The 18,465-nt window shown below is 64.2% G+C and carries 28 protein-coding genes and 3 tRNA genes; 7 read left to right on the top strand and 24 right to left on the bottom strand.

Going from position 1 to position 18,465, the window contains the following annotated elements; translation table 11 throughout:
- Positions 1–56: 56 nt before the first annotated feature.
- The 9 genes from ADBZ9O_RS28125 to ADBZ9O_RS28165 form a co-directional block, all read right to left on the bottom strand.
- A tRNA-Trp gene (locus tag ADBZ9O_RS28125) sits at positions 57–129 on the bottom strand.
- A gap of 163 nt (positions 130–292) precedes the next feature.
- Entirely contained in the window at positions 293–802 is a 510-nt protein-coding gene (gene hadC / locus ADBZ9O_RS28130) for a (3R)-hydroxyacyl-ACP dehydratase subunit HadC (protein WP_526526519.1), read from the bottom strand.
- Position 803: 1 nt separating this feature from the next.
- Positions 804–1,232, bottom strand: a complete 429-nt coding sequence (gene hadB / locus ADBZ9O_RS28135) for a (3R)-hydroxyacyl-ACP dehydratase subunit HadB (protein WP_526533590.1) — start codon at positions 1,230–1,232, stop codon at positions 804–806.
- Positions 1,219–1,698 carry a (3R)-hydroxyacyl-ACP dehydratase subunit HadA gene (hadA, locus tag ADBZ9O_RS28140; RefSeq protein ID WP_526526520.1) on the bottom strand — a complete coding sequence of 160 codons (480 nt, stop codon included), beginning with the start codon at positions 1,696–1,698 and terminating at the stop codon, positions 1,219–1,221. Before hadA ends, hadB begins: the two co-directional genes overlap by 14 nt.
- Positions 1,699–1,782: 84 nt before the next feature.
- Positions 1,783–1,950 (bottom strand): 50S ribosomal protein L33, encoded by a 168-nt coding sequence (rpmG, locus tag ADBZ9O_RS28145; RefSeq protein WP_526526522.1) that lies wholly within the window; start codon positions 1,948–1,950, stop codon positions 1,783–1,785.
- Between the two features lie 36 nt (positions 1,951–1,986).
- Positions 1,987–2,060 (bottom strand) — tRNA-Met (locus ADBZ9O_RS28150).
- A 39-nt stretch (positions 2,061–2,099) separates the two neighbouring features.
- Positions 2,100–2,172 (bottom strand) — tRNA-Thr (locus ADBZ9O_RS28155).
- Positions 2,173–2,279: 107 nt separating this feature from the next.
- On the bottom strand, positions 2,280–3,494 hold the full coding sequence (locus ADBZ9O_RS28160) for a globin domain-containing protein (RefSeq protein ID WP_526526523.1): 1,215 nt from the start codon (positions 3,492–3,494) through the stop codon (positions 2,280–2,282).
- Positions 3,491–3,940 (bottom strand): RrF2 family transcriptional regulator, encoded by a 450-nt coding sequence (locus ADBZ9O_RS28165; RefSeq protein WP_526526525.1) that lies wholly within the window; start codon positions 3,938–3,940, stop codon positions 3,491–3,493. Before ADBZ9O_RS28165 ends, ADBZ9O_RS28160 begins: the two co-directional genes overlap by 4 nt.
- A gap of 127 nt (positions 3,941–4,067) precedes the next feature.
- Between ADBZ9O_RS28165 and ADBZ9O_RS28170 the strand changes: the two genes are divergently transcribed.
- The 5 genes from ADBZ9O_RS28170 to ADBZ9O_RS28190 all read left to right on the top strand — a co-directional run bounded on the left by ADBZ9O_RS28170 (position 4,068) and on the right by ADBZ9O_RS28190 (position 8,177).
- Positions 4,068–4,787 carry an MBL fold metallo-hydrolase gene (locus ADBZ9O_RS28170; protein ID WP_526526526.1) on the top strand — a complete coding sequence of 240 codons (720 nt, stop codon included), beginning with the start codon at positions 4,068–4,070 and terminating at the stop codon, positions 4,785–4,787.
- Between the two features lie 140 nt (positions 4,788–4,927).
- Positions 4,928–5,734: a DUF4352 domain-containing protein gene (locus ADBZ9O_RS28175; protein WP_526526527.1), complete on the top strand. Its 807-nt coding sequence runs from the start codon at positions 4,928–4,930 to the stop codon at positions 5,732–5,734.
- A 57-nt stretch (positions 5,735–5,791) separates the two neighbouring features.
- Entirely contained in the window at positions 5,792–6,814 is a 1,023-nt protein-coding gene (locus tag ADBZ9O_RS28180) for a phospholipase effector Tle1 domain-containing protein (RefSeq protein ID WP_526526528.1), read from the top strand.
- A 63-nt stretch (positions 6,815–6,877) separates the two neighbouring features.
- Positions 6,878–7,579, top strand: a complete 702-nt coding sequence (locus ADBZ9O_RS28185) for a crotonase/enoyl-CoA hydratase family protein (protein WP_526526530.1) — start codon at positions 6,878–6,880, stop codon at positions 7,577–7,579.
- Positions 7,580–7,586: 7 nt separating this feature from the next.
- On the top strand, positions 7,587–8,177 hold the full coding sequence (locus ADBZ9O_RS28190; protein ID WP_526526531.1) for a TetR/AcrR family transcriptional regulator: 591 nt from the start codon (positions 7,587–7,589) through the stop codon (positions 8,175–8,177).
- Here ADBZ9O_RS28190 and ADBZ9O_RS28195 read toward each other — a convergent pair.
- Both ADBZ9O_RS28195 and ADBZ9O_RS28200 read right to left on the bottom strand, forming a co-directional pair.
- Positions 8,174–9,070 (bottom strand): alpha/beta fold hydrolase, encoded by an 897-nt coding sequence (locus tag ADBZ9O_RS28195; RefSeq protein ID WP_526526533.1) that lies wholly within the window; start codon positions 9,068–9,070, stop codon positions 8,174–8,176. The genes ADBZ9O_RS28190 and ADBZ9O_RS28195 overlap by 4 nt on opposite strands.
- Positions 9,071–9,111: 41 nt before the next feature.
- Positions 9,112–9,327, bottom strand: coding sequence for a hypothetical protein (locus ADBZ9O_RS28200; RefSeq protein ID WP_526526535.1), 216 nt, complete (start codon positions 9,325–9,327; stop codon positions 9,112–9,114).
- 157 nt (positions 9,328–9,484) lie between these two features.
- On the opposite strand from ADBZ9O_RS28200, the gene ADBZ9O_RS28205 reads away from it, so the two are divergent.
- Positions 9,485–10,330, top strand: coding sequence for an NYN domain-containing protein (locus ADBZ9O_RS28205; protein ID WP_526526537.1), 846 nt, complete (start codon positions 9,485–9,487; stop codon positions 10,328–10,330).
- Between the two features lie 40 nt (positions 10,331–10,370).
- On the opposite strand, the gene ADBZ9O_RS28210 is transcribed toward ADBZ9O_RS28205, so the two are convergent.
- The 6 genes from ADBZ9O_RS28210 to ADBZ9O_RS28235 form a co-directional block, all read right to left on the bottom strand.
- Positions 10,371–10,586: a hypothetical protein gene (locus ADBZ9O_RS28210; RefSeq protein WP_526526538.1), complete on the bottom strand. Its 216-nt coding sequence runs from the start codon at positions 10,584–10,586 to the stop codon at positions 10,371–10,373.
- A 149-nt stretch (positions 10,587–10,735) separates the two neighbouring features.
- A complete protein-coding gene (locus ADBZ9O_RS28215; protein ID WP_526526540.1) occupies positions 10,736–11,884 on the bottom strand; it encodes an Ig-like domain-containing protein in 1,149 nt (382 codons plus the stop codon).
- Between the two features lie 368 nt (positions 11,885–12,252).
- On the bottom strand, positions 12,253–13,005 hold the full coding sequence (locus ADBZ9O_RS28220) for an HD domain-containing protein (protein ID WP_526526542.1): 753 nt from the start codon (positions 13,003–13,005) through the stop codon (positions 12,253–12,255).
- Between the two features lie 18 nt (positions 13,006–13,023).
- The gene (locus ADBZ9O_RS28225; RefSeq protein ID WP_526526544.1) at positions 13,024–13,674 is read right to left on the bottom strand and encodes a biliverdin-producing heme oxygenase; all 651 of its coding nucleotides are present in this window, start codon (positions 13,672–13,674) and stop codon (positions 13,024–13,026) included.
- 97 nt (positions 13,675–13,771) lie between these two features.
- Positions 13,772–14,338: a TetR/AcrR family transcriptional regulator gene (locus ADBZ9O_RS28230; RefSeq protein WP_526526546.1), complete on the bottom strand. Its 567-nt coding sequence runs from the start codon at positions 14,336–14,338 to the stop codon at positions 13,772–13,774.
- A gap of 57 nt (positions 14,339–14,395) precedes the next feature.
- Positions 14,396–14,812: a DUF1398 family protein gene (locus ADBZ9O_RS28235; RefSeq protein ID WP_526526548.1), complete on the bottom strand. Its 417-nt coding sequence runs from the start codon at positions 14,810–14,812 to the stop codon at positions 14,396–14,398.
- Positions 14,813–14,895: 83 nt separating this feature from the next.
- On the opposite strand from ADBZ9O_RS28235, the gene ADBZ9O_RS28240 reads away from it, so the two are divergent.
- A complete protein-coding gene (locus ADBZ9O_RS28240; protein ID WP_526526549.1) occupies positions 14,896–15,327 on the top strand; it encodes a MarR family winged helix-turn-helix transcriptional regulator in 432 nt (143 codons plus the stop codon).
- On the opposite strand, the gene ADBZ9O_RS28245 is transcribed toward ADBZ9O_RS28240, so the two are convergent.
- The 7 genes from ADBZ9O_RS28245 to ADBZ9O_RS28275 form a co-directional block, all read right to left on the bottom strand.
- Positions 15,320–15,550: a hypothetical protein gene (locus ADBZ9O_RS28245; RefSeq protein ID WP_526526550.1), complete on the bottom strand. Its 231-nt coding sequence runs from the start codon at positions 15,548–15,550 to the stop codon at positions 15,320–15,322. The two genes, ADBZ9O_RS28240 and ADBZ9O_RS28245, sit on opposite strands and share 8 nt — an antisense overlap.
- A gap of 157 nt (positions 15,551–15,707) precedes the next feature.
- Entirely contained in the window at positions 15,708–16,559 is an 852-nt protein-coding gene (locus ADBZ9O_RS28250) for a glycoside hydrolase family 16 protein (protein ID WP_526526552.1), read from the bottom strand.
- Positions 16,560–16,614: 55 nt separating this feature from the next.
- Positions 16,615–16,827 (bottom strand): hypothetical protein, encoded by a 213-nt coding sequence (locus tag ADBZ9O_RS28255; RefSeq protein WP_526526553.1) that lies wholly within the window; start codon positions 16,825–16,827, stop codon positions 16,615–16,617.
- Positions 16,828–16,981: 154 nt separating this feature from the next.
- A complete protein-coding gene (locus ADBZ9O_RS28260; protein WP_526526555.1) occupies positions 16,982–17,206 on the bottom strand; it encodes a hypothetical protein in 225 nt (74 codons plus the stop codon).
- A gap of 87 nt (positions 17,207–17,293) precedes the next feature.
- Positions 17,294–17,749: a carboxymuconolactone decarboxylase family protein gene (locus ADBZ9O_RS28265; RefSeq protein WP_526526557.1), complete on the bottom strand. Its 456-nt coding sequence runs from the start codon at positions 17,747–17,749 to the stop codon at positions 17,294–17,296.
- A 50-nt stretch (positions 17,750–17,799) separates the two neighbouring features.
- On the bottom strand, positions 17,800–18,111 hold the full coding sequence (usfY, locus tag ADBZ9O_RS28270; RefSeq protein WP_526526558.1) for a protein UsfY: 312 nt from the start codon (positions 18,109–18,111) through the stop codon (positions 17,800–17,802).
- Between the two features lie 139 nt (positions 18,112–18,250).
- The gene (locus tag ADBZ9O_RS28275; protein ID WP_526526559.1) at positions 18,251–18,457 is read right to left on the bottom strand and encodes a hypothetical protein; all 207 of its coding nucleotides are present in this window, start codon (positions 18,455–18,457) and stop codon (positions 18,251–18,253) included.
- Positions 18,458–18,465: the final 8 nt, after the last annotated feature.

Raw genomic sequence — 18,465 nt, forward strand, 5'->3', positions numbered from 1 at the left:
TGTCTCGGCGTGGTTCACACTCTCCAGTGTCCACCACCTAAAAATATTCAGTTGAGCAGGGGCGACAGGACTTGAACCTGCAACCTGCGGTTTTGGAGACCGCTGCTCTGCCAGTTGAGCTACGCCCCTTCGATACTGCCGCGGCGGTTGGCAGGCCAACCTGCGCCTTCTCTCCAGCATCTCTTCACAAAACTTACGCGCTCTCCGATCGGTCAGACGCGACCGCCGGATAGCGCGCTTGTTCAGGGAGAAATCCCGAGGTCCGAGTGTACATCGGGGTAACTGGGAACTACTAATCCGTTGCCGCGGTCCTGGTGACCTGACCGGTCTCCGGATCCCACTTCGCCGAGATCGAGTTATCACCCTCGTGACCCATCAGGGTGGTCCAGGCTTCCATCACCAGCTCCCCTTCGGGGGTGCGGCACATGTTGTGCGTGGTGACGATGTCGGCGCCGAACCGCTGATCGACCGACGTCACCTCCAGCCAGGCGGTGAGCTTGTCACCAACCTTGATCGGTCGGTGGAAGAAGAACTTCTGATCGACCTGGACGATCTGCATGGTTTCCACGCCGACGTCGACGTTCATGAAGAAGTCCTTCTGAACCTGCAGCGCAAGGATGGAGGCGAAGGTCAGTGGTGCGATGAGCGCGTCATGGCCGAGTTCGGCCGCAGCTGCCTCGTCGAATGAAGCGGGGTCATTGGCCTTGATCGCTCGCGCGAACTGGCGCACGGTTTCACGACCGACCTCGAAATAGTCGGGATACTCGTGAACCATTCCGAGGATGTCGGCCTTGAGTGGCACCTCAGGCCAGCTTCGCGGTAGCGACAGCTCTACCGAAGATCTTTTTGCCGCCCGTGGTGGCGGAAATCGCGATCACCACGGTCTTCGATTCAGGCTCCACGGATTTCACTCGACCATTGAAGACGATTTCAGCTCCGACGCCGTCGTTGGGCACCGGCACCACAGCGGTGAACCGGACGTTGTACTCCGTGACCGCACCCGGGTCGCCGACCCAGGCGGTGACGTAGCCGCCACCGAGGCCCATGGTCAACATGCCGTGGGCGATAGCGGTATCGAGGCCGACCTGCTTGGCGATCTCGTCGTCCCAGTGGATCGGATTGAGGTCGCCGGACACCCCGGCGTAGTTCACCAGGTCCTGACGGGTCAGGGGGATGGTCCGCTCCGGCAACTCGTCCCCGACCTTGACCGAATTGAACTCACGCAGTGCCATTGCTGAAGCCACTCTCTCCGTTTTCCTCACTACGCCCCGCGAGCGTGGTGTACGACTCCTGAACTACTTCACCGTCCTGGTTGGTGATGACATTCTTCGTCACGATGATGTCGGTGCCGTGGGCCTGCCGAAGCGAGTGCAGATACACATCGCAGAAGAGCTTGTCGCCGGCCTGGATCGGGGCGTTGATAATCAACACCTGGTCGACCTGGACAATCTGCCGATCCGTGATGCCGATATTCGCGTGTTCGAAAAACGCGAGCTGCGCCACATAGCCGAACACGGAGATGAAGGTCAGCGGGGCAAGCAGAGACGAATAACCCAGATCCGCCGCAGCGCTTTCCTGGTGATACCACGCTTCATCGTTTTTGACCGCGATGGCGTATTCGCGGACCTTTTCGCGCTCCACCTCGTAATGGTCGGGATAGCGATAGTGCATCCCGACAATTTTTTCCGACAGGGCCACGGACTCGAACCTACCTAGTCAACCTCGACAAACCTTCATCGGTCACAGCGAACCTCCGCAGGACCTACCTCACCTATTGCAGGTTTAACGCGACTCACGGTGCGGCTGGTGATGTCCACAGTTCGGGCAGAACTTCTTCAGTTCCAGCCGATCGGGGTCATTGCGGCGGTTCTTCTTGGTGATGTAGTTGCGGTGCTTGCACACCTCGCAGGCCATGGTGATCTTGGGCCGTACGTCTGTACTTGAGGCCACGTCCGTTGCTCTCTTTCACGTCTAAATGTTGTCTTGTAGCGGTGGGGAGGCTCGATCTCCCGACCTCACGATTATGAGTCGTGCGCTCTAACCAGCTGAGCTACACCGCCCCGATGGGCACGGGGCCGGCATGCCGCACCCGTCCACCGAGCCCCCTAACGGAATCGAACCGTTGACCTTTTCCTTACCATGGAAACGCTCTACCGACTGAGCTAAGGGGGCCTACCTCATACCCACGGCCGGAGTAAACCGAGCCGAGGGCCTTAGAGAGGGTACAGCCTGGGCCTTTTCAGCACCAAACCGCTGGTCACCGAAGCGCCCGAGGATCGCTACCCGAGCAGCCAGTCGTTGGGGCTGAAAAGCTCGCAGTGCACGTGCGATGCGTCGATTCCGAGCCCGCTCAGCTGTGCGCGAACAGCCCGCACGAAGCCGTCGTTCCCGCACACGTAGACCTCGGCCCCGTTGGGTAGCCCGGCGCGATCCAGGGTCAGCAGCCCGGCGTGGGCCCCCGCCACCGCGCCGGTTTCGTACCAGAGCTCAAGGGTGGCATTGGGCAGCGCCGCCACCGCTTGGTGCTGGCGGTCCCGCAGCGGATGGCTGCGTTGGTCACGGTCGGCGTGCAGCACCCGCACCTGGGTTTCGGGCGCCTCGGCCGCCAACGTCTCGAGGATGCCGATCATCGGGGTGACCCCGATGCCTGCCGAGATGAGCACCACCGGAGCCCCGACGGCCGGGGCGGGCAGGTCCCCGAACGGAATGGTGACATCGAGTAGGTCGCCCACCCAGACGTTGGCAAGGATCCAATTGGACACCTCACCGGCGGGCTGGTTGTCTACGGCGCGAACCGGTTTGACCGCGAAGGTCAGCTCGCCGCTTCCCGGTGCGTTGACGAGGCTGTACTGCCGCAGCTGACGGGCACCGTCGGGCATCGTCACGCCAACCGAAACATATTGTCCACCAGCATGATCCACGGCATCGCCGGGCACGCTCAACAGAACGACACCAGATGGGTCGTCCACTCGTGACGTCACCCTCACCTGGCGATAGACGTCACCGTCGGCGACACCGGCAGCGGCGTAGAGGCCACGCTCCAATTCGATCAGCGTGTCGGCCATGATCCAGTACACCTGGGCCCATGCCTCGGCCACCTCATCGGTCACGGTGTCAGCACCGAGCACCTCGACGATCCCGGCGAACAGATGCTCGTGCACGATCGGGTACTTATCGGCGGTGATCCCCAGCGATGCGTGCTTGTGCCCGATGCGCGAGAGCAATTCGGCCGGGTGCGGCAACGCCGGATCCACCAGATGGGTGGCGAAGGTGGCGATCGACGCGGCCAGGGCGCGCTGCTGTGCACCTTGGGCCTGATTGCCGCGGTTGAACAGGTTGCGCAACAGATCAGGGTGGTTGGCGAACAGTCGCCGATAGAAGGCCGTGGTGATCTCGTCGATATGCGCGCCGATCAACGGCAACGTCGCGGTGACGATGCTGGCGTTCTGCGGATCGAGTTCTTGTCGAACCGCGACAGCTTCGGGTGTACTCATGGGGTTTTCCTCTCGATGGAAAGTTGCAGAACCCCGGGAAGCCCTGCGCCCCCGGCTAAATCACTGATGGTGTGGCGATCCAGCTCGGCGTAGAACGCCTCCTTGGCCTCAGCCAGTGCCCGGCGCAGCCGGCAGGCCGGAACCAGCGGACATGGATGCTCACCGAGGCAGTCGATGACCTCGCGATCACCTTCGAGTCGCCGGACCAGCCAGCCGACGGACGCCACCCGGCCCGCCTCGGTGAGCTCAAGACCGCCGACCCGACCACGACGGGCGTGCACCATCTCCAGCTCGACCAACCGCGATACCGCCTTGGCGATGTGATGCTCCGAAGCGCCTGCGGCAACGGCGATGGTGCGGGTGGTGACCCGACGCTCCCCCAACTCCCCGGCCGAAAGCAGCATCATCGCCCGCAGACCCAGATCGGTGAACCGCGTCAGCTGCATACCGAGCACGTTAGTTAATTGCGCATCAAGCGTGCGCCTTTTGTCGCTGTGACGTTAAATACCCGATGACGTGCGGTTTTTGTACCTGCAGTTAGTGGTCCCGACGGGGCCGCCCTACGCTGTGCGCATGGCCAGCTCCCCCGACCGCCTCTACTTCCGGCAGCTGCTTTCCGGTCGCGATTTCGCGGCGGGGGACATGATCGCCCAGCAGATGCGTAACTTCGCCTATCTGATCGGCGACCGCGAGACCAAGCAGTGCGTCGTCGTCGACCCCGCGTACGCCGCGGGCGATCTGCTGGACGCGCTCGAGGGCGACGGTATGACGTTGTCCGGCGTGCTGGTCACCCATCACCACCCCGACCACATCGGCGGCTCGATGATGGGTTTCGAACTCAAGGGCCTGGCCGAACTACTCGAGCGCGTCAGTGTTCCGGTGCACGTCAACACTCACGAAGCCGAATGGGTGTCACGCATCACCGGTATCCCCCGCACAGACCTGACCGCCCACGAGCACGGCGATAAGGTCGCCGTCGGCGATATCGACATCGAACTGCTGCACACCCCCGGGCACACGCCGGGCAGCCAGTGCTTCCTGCTCGACGGCCGCCTGGTCGCCGGCGACACTCTTTTCCTGGAGGGCTGCGGGCGGACCGACTTCCCCGGCGGCAATGTCGACGAGATGTTCCGCAGCTTGCAGCAGCTCTCCAAACTGCCCGGCGATCCGACGGTGTTTCCCGGGCACTGGTATTCGGCCGAGCCGAGTGCCCCGTTGGAGAACGTCAAGCAGACCAACTACGTCTACCGCGCCTCCAATCTCGACCAGTGGCGCACCTTGATGGGTGGCTGAAACTCCCCCACGCCGGGTGAGTAGGTTGCCGAATTCACGCGTCGACGCAGACAGTGCGCTGATGTCCTGCGGGACGGCCTGACCTGGGATATCTTCGCGATGCTTGGCATTTGCTGAGCGACGCCTGGGGAGGGCCTGTCATGACGACGTCGAACACACCGGCCGGGCGGTATCCGGACCCGGACGGCTCTGGGGGACAACGTTTCTGGGACGGCAGCCGGTGGACCGAGAACCATGCTCCCTCCTCTGCCCCACCCGGGGTGACCGCCGAGCCCGAACCTGAACCCGCGCCGGCGACCGTTGCGGCACCGATTTTCGAGCCCCCGCCGTACGCACCTGACCCTCCCGAGGATGCCCGTTCGACGCTGATCAAGCAGTACAGCATCGGGGTCGGCGTCGGGCTGGTCTTAGTCGTGGCCACCGCGGTGTGGGCGCTGACAGCCACCCCCGACTCGAACACGATTCAACTCGGTTCGCCGGCGACGAGCACTACGTCGACCACCGCGACAAGCACCGCCACCAAATCCGAAACCTCTTCTGCCGCTCCGACAACCGAGCCGGTACCAGTTCCCGAGGATGGCGTCACCCCGGATATCACCTTCCTGATCACCGCCGTGGATTCGGCCACCTCGGTGACGAGCCCGAACAATGAGTACCTGACCAAAGAGGCGCAGGGCGAGTTCATCATCGTCACGATGGAGGTCACCAACACCGGCACTCAACCGGCCACCTATGTGGCCAACCTGCAAAAGCTGCTTTCCGCGGGCACCGCCTACGAGTCGGATCCGGAAGCGACGTTTTACCTGGGCAGCCCCTACGAAGAGCTTGCCCCTGGCGACAAGATCAACGCGACCATCGTCTACGACGTCCCGCCCGGTACCGTGCCCGACGGCATCGAACTGCACGGCGACACCATCGGCCCCGGCATCACGGTGCCGTTCCAGTAGCAATCGAGTAGTCGGGTACGCGCGACGTTGCAGTACCCCTCGGTAAGCGTGGTGAGCATGAAGAACATCGTGTTGTGCTTCGATCATGAGCGGGCCGGGTCGGCGGCCGGGACCAACGTTCGCGCCCTGTTCGACCTGCTTGAGGACGAGCCCGCCGAGCAACTGACTTGGTATCACTGCGGCGTGACCGAACCGTCCGGCGCCGGCGATCGCCCCAGAAGCAATCTGACCGAGGCATACCTGTTCCTGGTGGACCGGTACGAGCCCGACGACCGGATCTTCATCTTCGGCGCCGGGTGCGGTGCGTACTGCGCACGCGCCCTGACCCGGCTGCTCAATACTGCCGGCGTACTGCCTGCCGACAGCGATCTCCTCGAATACGCACTCGCACACTGGGTCCTGCCCCATACTCACCGCACGCCCCAGGATTGGGCGCGGCTGGGCCGGCTGGCGGGTGAGCTGATCGGCGCCACCGCCGTCGGAGTTCACTACCTCGGATTGTGGGACACCGCGAAAATTCCTGGTGTGCAACGGTTATCGGGCCAACATCGCGATACCGACCCGATGGACAACGTCACCGAAGGGCGCCATGCCGTCGCACTCGATGAGCACCGCGTGCCCACCGGCGAATATCTGCTGTCACAAGCGGCCGCCGAGCGGATCGAGGAAGTCTGGTTTCGCGGCACGCACGCCGATGTGATGGGGGCAGGCGCCCACCGCGGCCTCGGGCGCATCACCTTGGAATGGATGCTCGACGGCGCGCGGCGGGCCGGCTTGCGTCTGCGGGCGGGCGCGGGCGATGAAGTGCCCTCCCCTACCGAACTCGATGTGCTCACCCCAAGCCGTCGACCCCCGGCGATGACGTGGCTCGCCGGGGTTCGACTGTCCCGCATACCTTCCGACGGCGCGCTGGTGCACACCAGCGTCGATATCTATCTGCGCCACCATCCCGAATATTGGCGACGTCTGCCGGCCAGCGTGGTGTGGGCCGACGCCGATTGGCCTGCCCGCAGCGAACGCTTGCTCGCCGCACCGGCTGCGCCGCGGCCCTCCGGCCGAGCCGCCAGGCTGGCCTCTTGACGTTTCGTAACATCGTTACGTAACGTCGCCCTGAATTGGGAACGCGCCAACGAAGGAGCATTCATGAGCGGTCCGGTCACCTACCGACACGATGACACGATTGCGGTCATCACCATGGACGACGGCAAGGCCAATGTGCTTGGCCTCGGTATGCAGCAGGCCCTCAACGAAGCCCTCGACCAAGCCGATAGCGATAACGTCGGCGCCGTGGTGATCGCGGGCAACCACAAGGTGTTCAGCGGCGGGTTCGACCTCAAGGTGTTCCAGTCCGGTGACGTCGCGGCCTCGGTGGCGATGCTCAAGGGCGGCTTCGAGCTGTCGCATCGGCTGTTGTCCTATCCCAAGCCGGTGGTGATGGCCGCGACGGGGCACGCCATCGCGATGGGCGCCTTTCTGCTGTGCAGCGGCGACCATCGAATTGCCGCGCCGGGCTACAACATTCAGGCCAATGAGGTTGCCATCGGCATGGTGCTGCCCTATGCGGCACTGGCGGTGTTGAAGCTGCGGCTCACCCAGTCGGCGTATCAGCAGGCGGTTGGCCTGGCCAAGGTGTACTTCGGCGAATCAGCGCAGGCCGCCGGATTCATCGATGAGCTCGATCTTCCCGACCGGGTGCTGGAGCGCGCCGAGGAGGCGGCCCGCGGACTAGCCGGTCTGCATCAGGGTGCGCACGTGGCGTCGAAGTTGCGGGCCCGCGCCGACGCGCTCGACAGTATCCGCTCGGGCATCGACAACATGGAAGCCGAGTTCGGCATCAAGGCCTAGCCGTCCCATGCCCAGGGTCAAGCAGCGCACGCCCGAACTGCGCGACCGGGTGCTCGGAGTCGCCGTCGACGTACTCAGCGAGGATGGCGTCTCCGGTTTCACCACCCGCCGCGTCGCCGAACGGGCCGCGACGTCGGTGCCGGCGGTCTACGAGCTGTTCACCGATAAGGCCGGCCTGGTGCGGGCGGTCTACTTCGAAGGTTTCCGACGGCTGGGCCGCGCCCTGGCCGAGGTCACCGAGACCGCCGACCCCATCGGCGATCTGGAGCGGGTGATCCCGGTGTTCCGCCGGTTCTGCCTGGACTATCCGGCGCTGGCGCGAGTGATGTTCTCGCGGCCGTTTCAGGATTTCGATCCCGGTCACGCCGAGCAGGCGGCCGCCCCGTCGGTACGGGAAATATTGATCGGCAAGATCCGACGCTGCGTCGACGCCGGGCTGCTGGCTGGCGATGCCACCGATATCGCGCACGTATTGCTTGCTCTGGCACAAGGTTTGGCGGTCCAGGAGGGCGGGCGCTGGCTGGGCACGTCACCGGTGTCGGTGGACCGTCGCTGGGAGGTCGGAGTGACCGCTCTGCTGCGAGGGTTCGCGACCTAGGGATTCCACCCGAGGATGCGTTCGGCCAACTCGGGCCCGGCGTCCTCCTGGATGAAATGCGAGGCATTGATGCGGGCGTGCGGTTGACCGGCAGCACCGGGAATATGGTCGATCAGGGGCCGATCGGCCTTACCCAAGATCGGGTCGCGGGAGCCGAAGACGGCCAGAAACGGCTTCTCCCATCGACCGAGCTCAGCCCATGCGGCGCGGTTGGCGGGCACGGCAGGATCATCGGGTGAGGTCGGCACCAGTTGCGGGAAAGCCTTTGCCCCCGCTTGATATTGCTTTGCCGGGTAGGGGGCGTCGTAGCCGGCGCGAATCTCGGCGGACAGTTTGGTGACAGTGCCGATGGCCACTATTCGGCCGCACGGCAGCACCGGGATGTACTTGGCAGCGGCCCGCCATGTTTTGAAGGCGATATTGGCCGAGCGGTCCGCCGTTGGCAGGAAACCGTTCGCGACGACAATTCGGGCGATCCGGTGGCCTTGCTCGGCGGCGATGCGCAAACCGATCAGCGATCCCCAGTCCTGCACCACCAGCGTGACCCCGGTCAAATCGAGACTCTCGAACCAGGACGTCACCCACTCGACGTGCCGAAGATAGGTGTAATCCGATGTGCGCGTGGGCTTATCGCTACGGCCGAAACCGATGAGATCGGGGGCCAGCACCCGACGCCCAGCCGCGGCCAGCGGCGGGATCATCGTGCGGTAGAGGTAGCTCCAGGTTGGCTCGCCGTGCAGCAGGACGATCGGCTGACCATCGGCCGGCCCCTCATCGACGTAGTGCATCCGCAGTGGTTGCGTAGCACTGGCCGTGACATCGACATAGTGCGGCGCGAAGGGATAGCCGACGAGATTAGCGAAGCGGGAGTCGGGAGTACGCAGCACGTTCATGTAGGGAAACTACCGGCCGCGCGACTAAAAGTGAGACGAAATCAGCACCAAGCCCGTGCGAAGAATGCGCAGCCGACGATGCCGATGGCCAGAGCGAGATTGGTGAGCCCCATGGTGGCGGCCACGATGACACCCGCAATGGCGCCGATACCGACGACGACCATCAGTAACGCGAGCACCCAATGCGTGTCGGACTTTGCGGCCCGCCTAGCGGCGGCTGTAGCCGGAACAACCTGACCATCGTGTGCAGCGGTCACTGGCGATCCCCTTCATCGTGATGAGGAACACACTATAGCGCGTTTTGTGATCCGCGCCACAACACTTAAATGCGCTAATTGTATTGCGGCGCAGGAGGTTCGCGGCACGCCCGACGAGACTCTTCGTCTCGTTTGGCGGATGAGCGAGACTGTGGTGATGACGGAACCCGGTGCCACCCGCGTCGCGGTCTATCTCGACTTCGACAACATCGTGATCTCGCGATACGACCAGGTCAACGGCCGCAATTCATTTCAACGCGATAAGGCCAAAGGCCTCGACCCGGACCGCCTGAAACAGGCGACCGTCGACGTCGGCGCGATCATCGATTTCGCGTCGTCATTCGGGACGCTGGTGCTGACCCGGGCCTACGCGGACTGGTCGGCCGAGCTCAATGCCGGATATCGCGGTCAGCTGGTCGGGCGCGCCGTGGACCTGGTCCAGCTGTTCCCGGCGGCCGCCTACGGCAAGAACGGTGCCGATATCCGGCTGGCCGTCGACGCCGTCGAGGACATGTTCCGGCTACCGGATCTGACGCATGTGGTGATCGTTGCCGGCGATTCCGACTACATCGCGTTGGCGCAGCGTTGCAAAAGGCTCGGCCGGTATGTGGTCGGGATCGGGGTGGCGGGGTCGTCGAGTCGGGCTTTGGCCGCCGCCTGCGACGAGTTCGTCATCTACGACGCGCTCCCCGGCATCCCGGTGTTCTCCCCGGCAGAGACCGCAGACCCGCAGCCCGAGGCCCCCGAACCCAAGGAACCAGACCCGCAGGCCGCCGCCACCGGCCTGCTCCTTCGCGCCTTGCAGATCGGGCTGGAGAAGGACGACGTCGACTGGCTGCACAACTCCGCGGTCAAGGCTCAGATGAAGCGGATGGACCCGTCATTCAGTGAGAAGTCTTTGGGCTTCCGATCTTTCAGCGATTTCCTGCGCTCGCGTACCGAGGTGGTGGAACTGGACGAGAGTTCGACGACGCGAATGGTGCGCCTGCGCGGAGACACCTGAGCCCGGACGCGGGTGCATCCGGGCTCAGGGCTCGCGGGGGTTACTTGTTGTTCTGGTGGCTGTGGTGGATCTGGGTGCCCGGCTGCGGGGCGTTGGTCTGGATCGGGAAAGCCGGGTGCACCTGCGGGGGGTAGATGAAGCCGTTGTTGTTCTCGTGCGGGTCGGCGTTGCTCACCGATGCGGTCCCGAGGGCGATCAGGACCGGGGCAGCGATCAGGGTGACTCCGACAGCAATGCGACGGACGGTAACGTTCATATGAATCTCCTTGTGTGCGTTTGATTTTGGTCTCCCCCGGGCATGTTCCGGCGTTGACCTAACTCTGTCGCACACAAGGTGGCCGGCCTGTCAGCTGACCAGCCCCTAGCAGGGATGAACCCGTCGTCCCCCAATCGGGGGACGGTCGCTCACATCGACAGCGCGCTGCCCTTGAGCCACTGATCCCACGGCACCGTCCAGTCGCCGCCCTGCGAGATCTGCAGCGGCGGCCCACCGGTGTTGCGGACCTCGACAACATCTCCTGGCACCGCGAAATTGAAGAACCAGGCGGCGTTGTCGCCGTTGAGGTTCAGGCAGCCGTGGGAGGTGTCGGTATTGCCTTGGGCCCATACCGTCGAGTTGAGCTGGTGCAGATAGATACCGTCGATGCTGATCTTGGTGGCGTACGGGATCGTTTCCTTGTACCCGAGCCTGGAGTTGGTCGGCAGCCCGAATGTCGAGGAATCCATGATCACCGGGTTGGCCTTGTCAATGACGGTGTAGACACCGGGCGGGGTGAAGAACGAGAAGGTGGTGCCGGCGATCGTCTGGAATCCGCCCATCCCCATCGAGGTGGGCATGGTGCGTACCAGCTTCCCGTTGTCGAACACCTCGACCTGGTGAGTGTTGTCATCAGCGATCGAGACGTGCGAATCACCGATGGTGAACGCCGCCTTGGTGTTCTCTTCGCCGTAGAGACCGTCGCCCAACGGGGTGCCGTAGATATCGGCTTCGACACTGACCTTGGTACCCGGGGCGTAGTACTTCTCCGGACGCCAGTGCGCCACCTGGTCATTGACCCAATACCAGGAGCCGGTGACCGGCGGGACGGTGGTGACCTTCAGATGCTTTTCCGCATTGGCCTTATCGGTGATGGCCTCATCGAAATGCGCGACGACCACGTTGCCGACACCGTAGGTGCCGCCATCCTGCAAGAGACCACCCGCCGTGGTTTCCAGGTAGACCTCGGTCTGATCGCTGGGGGTCAAGGTGCTGAAGCTGGATGTCTCTCGAGTGGGCATACCGCCGGTGCCGCGGCTGGCGACCGTCATCGTGTAGGTATGGCCGTAGCCGAGCTGTGTGGTCGGCTTCCAGGCCCGGTTGTCCGGCGTCATCACACCGGGAACGGCCTTACCGTTTTCGTTGACCATCTCGACATCGGTGAGCGTTCCCGTCGCGGCGATGATCAGGACACGCTTGGTGGGGTCGACATCATCGGCACCGGGAGCGGGCGTGATCGACAGCGCCGCGGGTTCCGGTGCATTCTGCGGGGCCGGCGCCGGGGCCGCGGTCGCCATCGGCGCGTGGCAGTGATCCGTGCAGCTGACAGAGGAGGCGACGACGTCACCTCCGAGCACTGCAAGTACGGCCACCACAGCGGCCAGACAGAGACCACGGACACGGCGAGAAGACGACAACGGTTCAGTTCTCCAAAGTTTGGTGGCCGGAAGCCGGATTGGCCGATCGACGATTGATCGGTTGGTGCGATTTTAGCGGGTTCTCGGGCCAACGTGGACGCAGCAAGGTGACGACCTGATGGCGAGTCCCTAACGGCCGAGCTCAGGAGTGCGGCGGACACGCCGGATCTTCTTGCGTAAGTGGTGTTACGGGCAGAAATCACTTGTGAATCCGCATGATTCGCCGTTGCGCGGACTGGTCCGCTGAGCTACTCCGGATAGGGCGCCGTGCGGACCAGCACGGGGAATGCCGCCCAGCGGTTGGCCAGATGGATCCGGCCGCGCGGCACGGCGTTGGCCTCGGCCCGCAGCGCCGGGACGATCTGCGCCTTGAGGCGGTGACGCGGGTGGCGCAGCTGTAGGTCGCCCAGCCACCCCGGTTCGATCTCATCGAGACGGCGGCCGATGCAATCGGCCATCGAACCGGCGAGCACGAAGCCGGCCGGGTCGGCGAGGGTGTGGTCCACCCCGGGGGTGGCGTGCGCGCCGGTCGCTGCCGCGACGGCCTCGGCAATCCTGGGATCGGCACCCCAGTCGAGCAACAGCTGGTGCGCACGTTCGCCGCCGGTCACCGCGAAACACCGACCCGGCGTGGGGTGTTCCAAGTTGATGTCGTGCAGCAGCGCGGCCAGGTAAGACACTTCGTCATCGATGGTGACACCGTCGAGGTCGGCGAGCGCCTTGCCCAGGAAGTAGGTCCGGTAGGAATGCGCGAGCACGAACGGTGACAGTTCCTCGCGCACGAAGGATTCCGCACGACGGGCGTGGGTCGATTCAGGTGCCGGCACCTCGGCCAGGTCCGCGCGGCCGCTTCCCCGCCTCCCCAGGCGATATCGGATGACACCGGCCAGTCCGCCCGGCACATCCCGCAGGATCACGCCGACGAGATGGCGGTATTCCTGCCTCGACAGATTCCCGCCGGTGCGTCGAGCCCAGTCCCAGTCCAGCGTGACGACCGCCATGGAGGCCGACGATAACGATTAGCGGCGGTAGGCCGGCAAGTTTCCTGCGAGTTCGTCGAACATCGCCTGGTTCAGACCGAAGGCGACCTTGACCTCGTCGACCGCGCGACCGATGTCATCTGCATCCAGGCTGAGCCCGTCGATCCGGTCTCGATAGGAATCTTTGTAGGGCTTGGGCCGCATCGGGAAGTCATAAAACGCCAGACCCGCGCCGTCCAGACCGAAGGTGCGGTCGAGAATCCGGCCGATGGCCTGGCCACCCGAGAGGTCTCCGAGATAGCGGGTGTAGTGATGGGCCACCAGGGTGCCACCCCAGGAGGCCTCGACGATGCGGTGTCGGTACGCCTGCGCAGCCGGGGATTCCACGTCGAGCGCAATGCCCGGAGACCAATGCTGCAAGTCCTCGTCGATGGCAGTGAGCCGCTCCAGCGCCGGGTCGTAGACAGCGGCGACGATCGGATCATCGCGGCGCACCCGCACGGCGTCTTCCAGCGCGGCGTAGACCATCCGCAGGCGCAGCAGGTAGTCGATGTAGCCCTGCTCGTTGACCCGACCGGACAGCAGTTCCGAGACGAACGGCGACTGCTCGGCCGCCTCGTGCTCGGACATCGAGCCTTCCTTCATAGCGACGGATAGGGGTCGGACGGCCTCGGCGGCGCTCAGCGACATGCTCTGCTCCAAGTAAGTCGGCGAATCAGTGACAACATGTCAAAACGATATTGACAGTCTGTCAGGAACATAGCATCGCCGCATCCCAAGATGGGGCCTACGTTTTTGCACCCAGCGCACGCAGAACAAAATGCTCGATAGCCGCGCCGGGCAGATCGCGAGGCGCCAAACAGGCATGGATCAAACTCATCGTGGCGGTCTCGTCCTCGATGGTGAACTGACCGGCCGCGGCGCCGTCGGTGAGGATCTCCCGCAGCACGTCTTCGATCGCCACCACGTGCTCACGGATGGCGCGCATCGTGTCCTGCGAGAGCGCGCCATAGAGCTGCGGGCCCAACCCCATATGGAATTGCTGACCGGCATCGAGCTGATATCGGATGTACATCGCCAGGCGCTCAACAGGATCGTCCACCCCGGCCAGGTCGGCCCGCAGCCCGTCGATATACCGACTGGTCTCGTGCGATGCGAACGCGACCACCACCGCTTCCTTGTCGGCGAAGTGGTGATAGATCGCCGTGCGTCCGATATCCGCGGCGGCCGCAAGTTTGGCCATCGTGATCGCATCGAAGCTGTGCTCGGCCATCAGCGTGGCGAAGGCCTCGAAGACGCGTCGTTGAATGTCCTCGCGATGCTCCTCCACAGATGAGGCGCTGATCTTGGGCACCCGGCGACTCTATCCCCGGTGTCGTCATTCCCCGTTTGTCCTGCGACATGACACGGGCTATCCGATCTCGACCCCGGGATAGCCTTCGACATACGTCTCGTCGCCGAGGCCGAAATAGGTACAGGTGCGATTGTCGAGGTCGACGACATAGCGGACCACGCCGGCCCGCCAGGCCGCGACCGCGAAGTCCACAAAGGTGGTCTCCCCCGCCTGATCGGCTCTCAGGGCGGCAACCAGGGCCGTTCGGTCGAACGGCGCAACGTCAGCCATCCCGTCGATCAGCGGATCACCCTGCACGACGACCGCTCCCAGATCCGTGTCATAGCGGCTCTGCATCGCCGGCAGCCACCATGTGTTGGTGCGCACGCCGGCACGTCGCAGCGTCTCGGCCAGATGTGGAAATCCCTGCGCCACCGGGCGGTTGGCAAACGCAGCATGTTGTGCGGCTTGCAGATTGGCGATTGCGGCGCTCACGGTTTCTCCAGAGGATATCGATCCGATATGTGAAAACAGACTGTCATCTAGACAACATGTTGTCAATAATGAAGGATGAACCCATGGCTGACGAGATAGCGCTTCTGGTGGCCGACGTCTATGAACTTGCCGGCCTGCTCCGGCGTACCGGTGAGGCGATAGCCGCCAGGGAAGGCCAAACGCAGGCTCGGTGGCAGCTGCTCAGCGTGATCTCCGACGAGGCGCTGACGGTGCCCCAGGCCGCTCGTCGCCTGGGGGTCACGCGACAGGGTGTGCAGCGGTTGGCCAACGATCTGCTCGACGCGGACCTGGCTGAATTTGTCCCGAATCCCGATCACCGCACCTCACCGCTGCTGGCGCTGACCGATAGTGGTCGCAGGGCGCTGCGGGCAATCGGTAAGCGGGCGGCGGTGGTCCACAGTCAACTCTCCAAGGAACTCGGATCCACCACGGTGGCGACCACTCGCGAGGGCGTGGCGCAACTGATCGCCGCACTCAAGGCCCGACCTATTTGATGCCCTGCATGCGCTGCCAGTGGTGATGCTCGCGGGAACCGGGCTTGATGTTGGTGCCGTTCACGCCGCCGCCGTAGTTCTGACCGGCGTGGATCTGGGGTCCTGGGTTGGGGACGACGATGCTGTTGCCGGCATGGCTGGTGGCTGCAACCCCGACCGCGAGCAGCGCCGGGGCGATCGCCAGGGTGGCTCCTGCGAAGATACGGCGTACGGTGGCGTTCATGTCAAACCCCTTGCGTGAGTGGACTTTTAAGTTTCTCTGCCGGTGTGTTCCGGCCTTGAGATAACTATGTCGCACTCACCGGCGCCCGCCTGTCAGCCGACCGGCCCCCGCAACGGATGAACCCGCTGTCCCCCGATCGGTGGACAGCGACCGCCTGCTACCAGACGCGGACCCAGTCGATCAGCATGTCGGCGGGGTAGGTACCCGCGCTGGGATCGCCGCCGCCGGAACCAGCCACAGCCAGATCCATCACCGGGAACAGCTGGTAGCCGGGCTCGTTGAACTGCCAGTCGGGCAGAGATTGTGCCGCGACGTTGAAGTAGGGCTGGGCTCCGTCGGAGTAGTCCTTCCAGAACCGCATGCCCGCGTCGTCCCACTGGACTCGCCAGTTGTGCCAGGCGCTGTCCGGTGCGATGGTCTGGCTGACGTGCTCGCCACCGTTGAGCTTCGCATGCACAGCGGTGCCGGCGGCCCACTTGCCGTTGCCGTACCACTCCATGATGTCGACTTCGCCGCCGTTGACCGGGCTGTTGTTGGCCAAGTACCAGGCCGGCCAGGCACCGGGGGTGAGGCAATTGAGCTTGATGCGCGCTTCCCAGGTGGTGCCGATGCCACCACGCCACTTACCGAAGACTTTGCCGCTGTAGTACGTGTTGCCGTCTTTGGCAGCATGGAAGACGAGGTTGGACTTGCCGTCCTGATAGACGTTTCGGCGGTCGTCGCGGTACTGGCCGACGTTCTCCGGTAGCTCCCAGAACGTCGGGTCTTCCATGGTCTCGCGGGCCAGTGCCACCTCCCACTTCGACGGGTCAGGCGCGGAACCAGCCGGACCGTTGAAATCGTCCTGGAAAAGGTAGGTCTGACCAGCTGGAGCGACGGGTAACGGCATCCGGCCGGTCGGGACATTCGGACGCGGCTGGTCAGCTCGGGCTTCGGCGACGGGGATCGCTGCGGCCAGCAGGCCAAGCCCCGTCATCATCATTGCGCGGCGGCGATCCAGTTCAGGCATGACCTCCATACAAGCCCGAAGGTCAGGCCGGGAGCAAGTTGACCGGGTTCGCTGACTACTTCTGGTGGTGGTGATGCTCGGGGGTGCCGGGCTTGATGTTGGTGCCGTTCACGCCGCTGGGGGCGGCCGGGCCTGCGAAGACGGTCGGGCCCGGGTTGGGCACCACGCTGCTGGCGGCCTGGCTGGAGGCAGCGACACCGACGGCGAGCAGTGCAGGGGCGATGGCCAGGGTGACACCGGCAGCCATGCGGCGGAAAGTAACGTTCATGATGAATCTCCTTGCGTGAGTGGTCTTTTGAGTTTCTCTGCCGGTGTTGTTCCGGCGATGAGATAACTATGTCGCACTCAGGCGCCCTGACCTGTCAGCCGACCGGCCCTGCCCAGGGGTGAATCCACCGTCCCCCGATCGGTGGACGCGGACGCTAGTGGACGACGGTGTCCGTGCTGGTCAGCGCAGGTATGTGCTCGACCATGCGGTGCGCCACGTCAGGAAACGCCAGGTAGACGACCACCGCGACGACAACGCAGGTGATGACGGTGCGGAGCACGCGACGCCAGAGCCGCCACGTCAGCCACGCCGCGATCAGTGCACCAGCGCCGGTGGCCGGCATGACGGCGGACTGCGCCGTCAGATCCAAGATGCCCATCGATGACCATCTTGCCGTCCGCACGCTCGAACTCCGTCGGGCCACGGAAGTATTCTCGAAATCGTTATGGCAGGTATTGCCGCCGGATCAGGGTTTGACCGGATGCCTGCTGAGAATCGACACCCGGTTGAACGCGTTGATGGCGATCGCGACCCACACCACCGCCGAGACCTCCTCTTCGGTGAGCACGGCACGAGCGCGGGCATATTCGCGCTCGGCAATATCGTGCTCGGGCAAGGTTGTGGTGATCTCAGCCAGCCGCAGTGCCGCCTGCTCGCGGGCGTCGAAAAGCTCGGTCTCGCGCCACTGTGACACTGTCGCAAGCTGTTTCGGTGTCACCCCAGCCTCGGCCGCTTTGCGGAAGTGCACTTCCAGGCAGGTCGCACACCCGTTGAGTAAGGACACCCGGACGTTCACAAGCTCCACCAGGGTGCGTGAGAGCCCGGCATCCTTGGCGGCCACCATGACGGCAGTCGAGACTCCGACCGCTGCGCGGTAGGCCTCAGGGGCCTTTTTGTCGATCCAGACATGCTCGGTGTCCATCGCGCGCTCCCGGTTCTCGGCTCCTGCCTGAGAGCGTAGCGACGTGCCCTTTAGCCGGCGTGCAGGTGCGGCCGCCTCTCCGGATGCTCAGCGAACCACTTTTCCTCGACTCGCTTGACGCGGTGATGCTCGAGGGCAATCAGCAGTCCGCCGGCGGTCACCAATGCACCCGATACGAGGCATAACGGCAGCAGCCATTCATCGGCTTGATAGGCGATTGACGCCAACATGCCGGCAATCGTCAACACTCCGAGCCCGATCAACCACAGCCCCGGCAGCCACAAGGTGTCGATGAACGATTCACCGGCATGGGGCATCGTCGTGCGGGAGTGATCTATGGGGTCGCGATGCGCGCCTTTCATTCGCATCTCCCTTCGTTGCAGCAACCTCCTCAGGGTACGCCGATTGTGAGGTGGGTCACAGAAAAGCCCAGGGCCCGGATGCGTGAGCATCCGGGCCCTGACCCCACTTCCGCGACAGTGGTGGCTTTATCTTTGTGAACTACTTGTGGTTCTGGTGGTGGTGATGGACCGCGGTACCGGGCTGCGGGGTGTTGGTTTGGTGCGGGAAGGCCGGGTGGCTGATCGAGGGCCCCGTGTTCGATACCGAGGTCTCGGCGTGGCTGATGGTGGCGGTGCCCAGGGCGATCATCACCGGGGCGGCGAGCAGAGCGGTGGCAGCTGCGATGCGGCGAGTAACGGCGTTCATGTGAATCT

Origin of the sequence: Mycobacterium sp. (assembly GCF_965229105.1) — a bacterium.
GTDB lineage: Bacteria > Actinomycetota > Actinomycetes > Mycobacteriales > Mycobacteriaceae > Mycobacterium.

Bases quoted from the DNA above. Each gene is read 5' to 3' on its own strand.
- ADBZ9O_RS28205 (WP_526526537.1), top strand. From the start codon at position 9,485: ATGACGGAACCCGGTGCCACCCGCGTCGCGGTCTATCTCGACTTCGAC.
- ADBZ9O_RS28275 (WP_526526559.1), bottom strand. From the start codon at position 18,457: ATGAACGCCGTTACTCGCCGCATCGCAGCTGCCACCGCTCTGCTCGCC.
- ADBZ9O_RS28175 (WP_526526527.1), top strand. From the start codon at position 4,928: ATGACGACGTCGAACACACCGGCCGGGCGGTATCCGGACCCGGACGGC.
- ADBZ9O_RS28190 (WP_526526531.1), top strand. From the start codon at position 7,587: ATGCCCAGGGTCAAGCAGCGCACGCCCGAACTGCGCGACCGGGTGCTC.
- ADBZ9O_RS28180 (WP_526526528.1), top strand. From the start codon at position 5,792: ATGAAGAACATCGTGTTGTGCTTCGATCATGAGCGGGCCGGGTCGGCG.
- ADBZ9O_RS28165 (WP_526526525.1), bottom strand. From the start codon at position 3,940: ATGCAGCTGACGCGGTTCACCGATCTGGGTCTGCGGGCGATGATGCTG.
- hadB (WP_526533590.1), bottom strand. From the start codon at position 1,232: ATGGCACTGCGTGAGTTCAATTCGGTCAAGGTCGGGGACGAGTTGCCG.
- ADBZ9O_RS28195 (WP_526526533.1), bottom strand. From the start codon at position 9,070: ATGAACGTGCTGCGTACTCCCGACTCCCGCTTCGCTAATCTCGTCGGC.
- ADBZ9O_RS28255 (WP_526526553.1), bottom strand. From the start codon at position 16,827: ATGAACGTTACTTTCCGCCGCATGGCTGCCGGTGTCACCCTGGCCATC.
- usfY (WP_526526558.1), bottom strand. From the start codon at position 18,111: ATGAAAGGCGCGCATCGCGACCCCATAGATCACTCCCGCACGACGATG.
- ADBZ9O_RS28170 (WP_526526526.1), top strand. From the start codon at position 4,068: ATGGCCAGCTCCCCCGACCGCCTCTACTTCCGGCAGCTGCTTTCCGGT.
- ADBZ9O_RS28225 (WP_526526544.1), bottom strand. From the start codon at position 13,674: ATGTCGCTGAGCGCCGCCGAGGCCGTCCGACCCCTATCCGTCGCTATG.
- ADBZ9O_RS28210 (WP_526526538.1), bottom strand. From the start codon at position 10,586: ATGAACGTTACCGTCCGTCGCATTGCTGTCGGAGTCACCCTGATCGCT.
- ADBZ9O_RS28250 (WP_526526552.1), bottom strand. From the start codon at position 16,559: ATGCCTGAACTGGATCGCCGCCGCGCAATGATGATGACGGGGCTTGGC.
- ADBZ9O_RS28215 (WP_526526540.1), bottom strand. From the start codon at position 11,884: ATGGCGACCGCGGCCCCGGCGCCGGCCCCGCAGAATGCACCGGAACCC.
- ADBZ9O_RS28265 (WP_526526557.1), bottom strand. From the start codon at position 17,749: ATGGACACCGAGCATGTCTGGATCGACAAAAAGGCCCCTGAGGCCTAC.
- ADBZ9O_RS28260 (WP_526526555.1), bottom strand. From the start codon at position 17,206: ATGGGCATCTTGGATCTGACGGCGCAGTCCGCCGTCATGCCGGCCACC.
- ADBZ9O_RS28240 (WP_526526549.1), top strand. From the start codon at position 14,896: ATGGCTGACGAGATAGCGCTTCTGGTGGCCGACGTCTATGAACTTGCC.
- ADBZ9O_RS28185 (WP_526526530.1), top strand. From the start codon at position 6,878: ATGAGCGGTCCGGTCACCTACCGACACGATGACACGATTGCGGTCATC.
- ADBZ9O_RS28160 (WP_526526523.1), bottom strand. From the start codon at position 3,494: ATGAGTACACCCGAAGCTGTCGCGGTTCGACAAGAACTCGATCCGCAG.
- ADBZ9O_RS28220 (WP_526526542.1), bottom strand. From the start codon at position 13,005: ATGGCGGTCGTCACGCTGGACTGGGACTGGGCTCGACGCACCGGCGGG.
- ADBZ9O_RS28245 (WP_526526550.1), bottom strand. From the start codon at position 15,550: ATGAACGCCACCGTACGCCGTATCTTCGCAGGAGCCACCCTGGCGATC.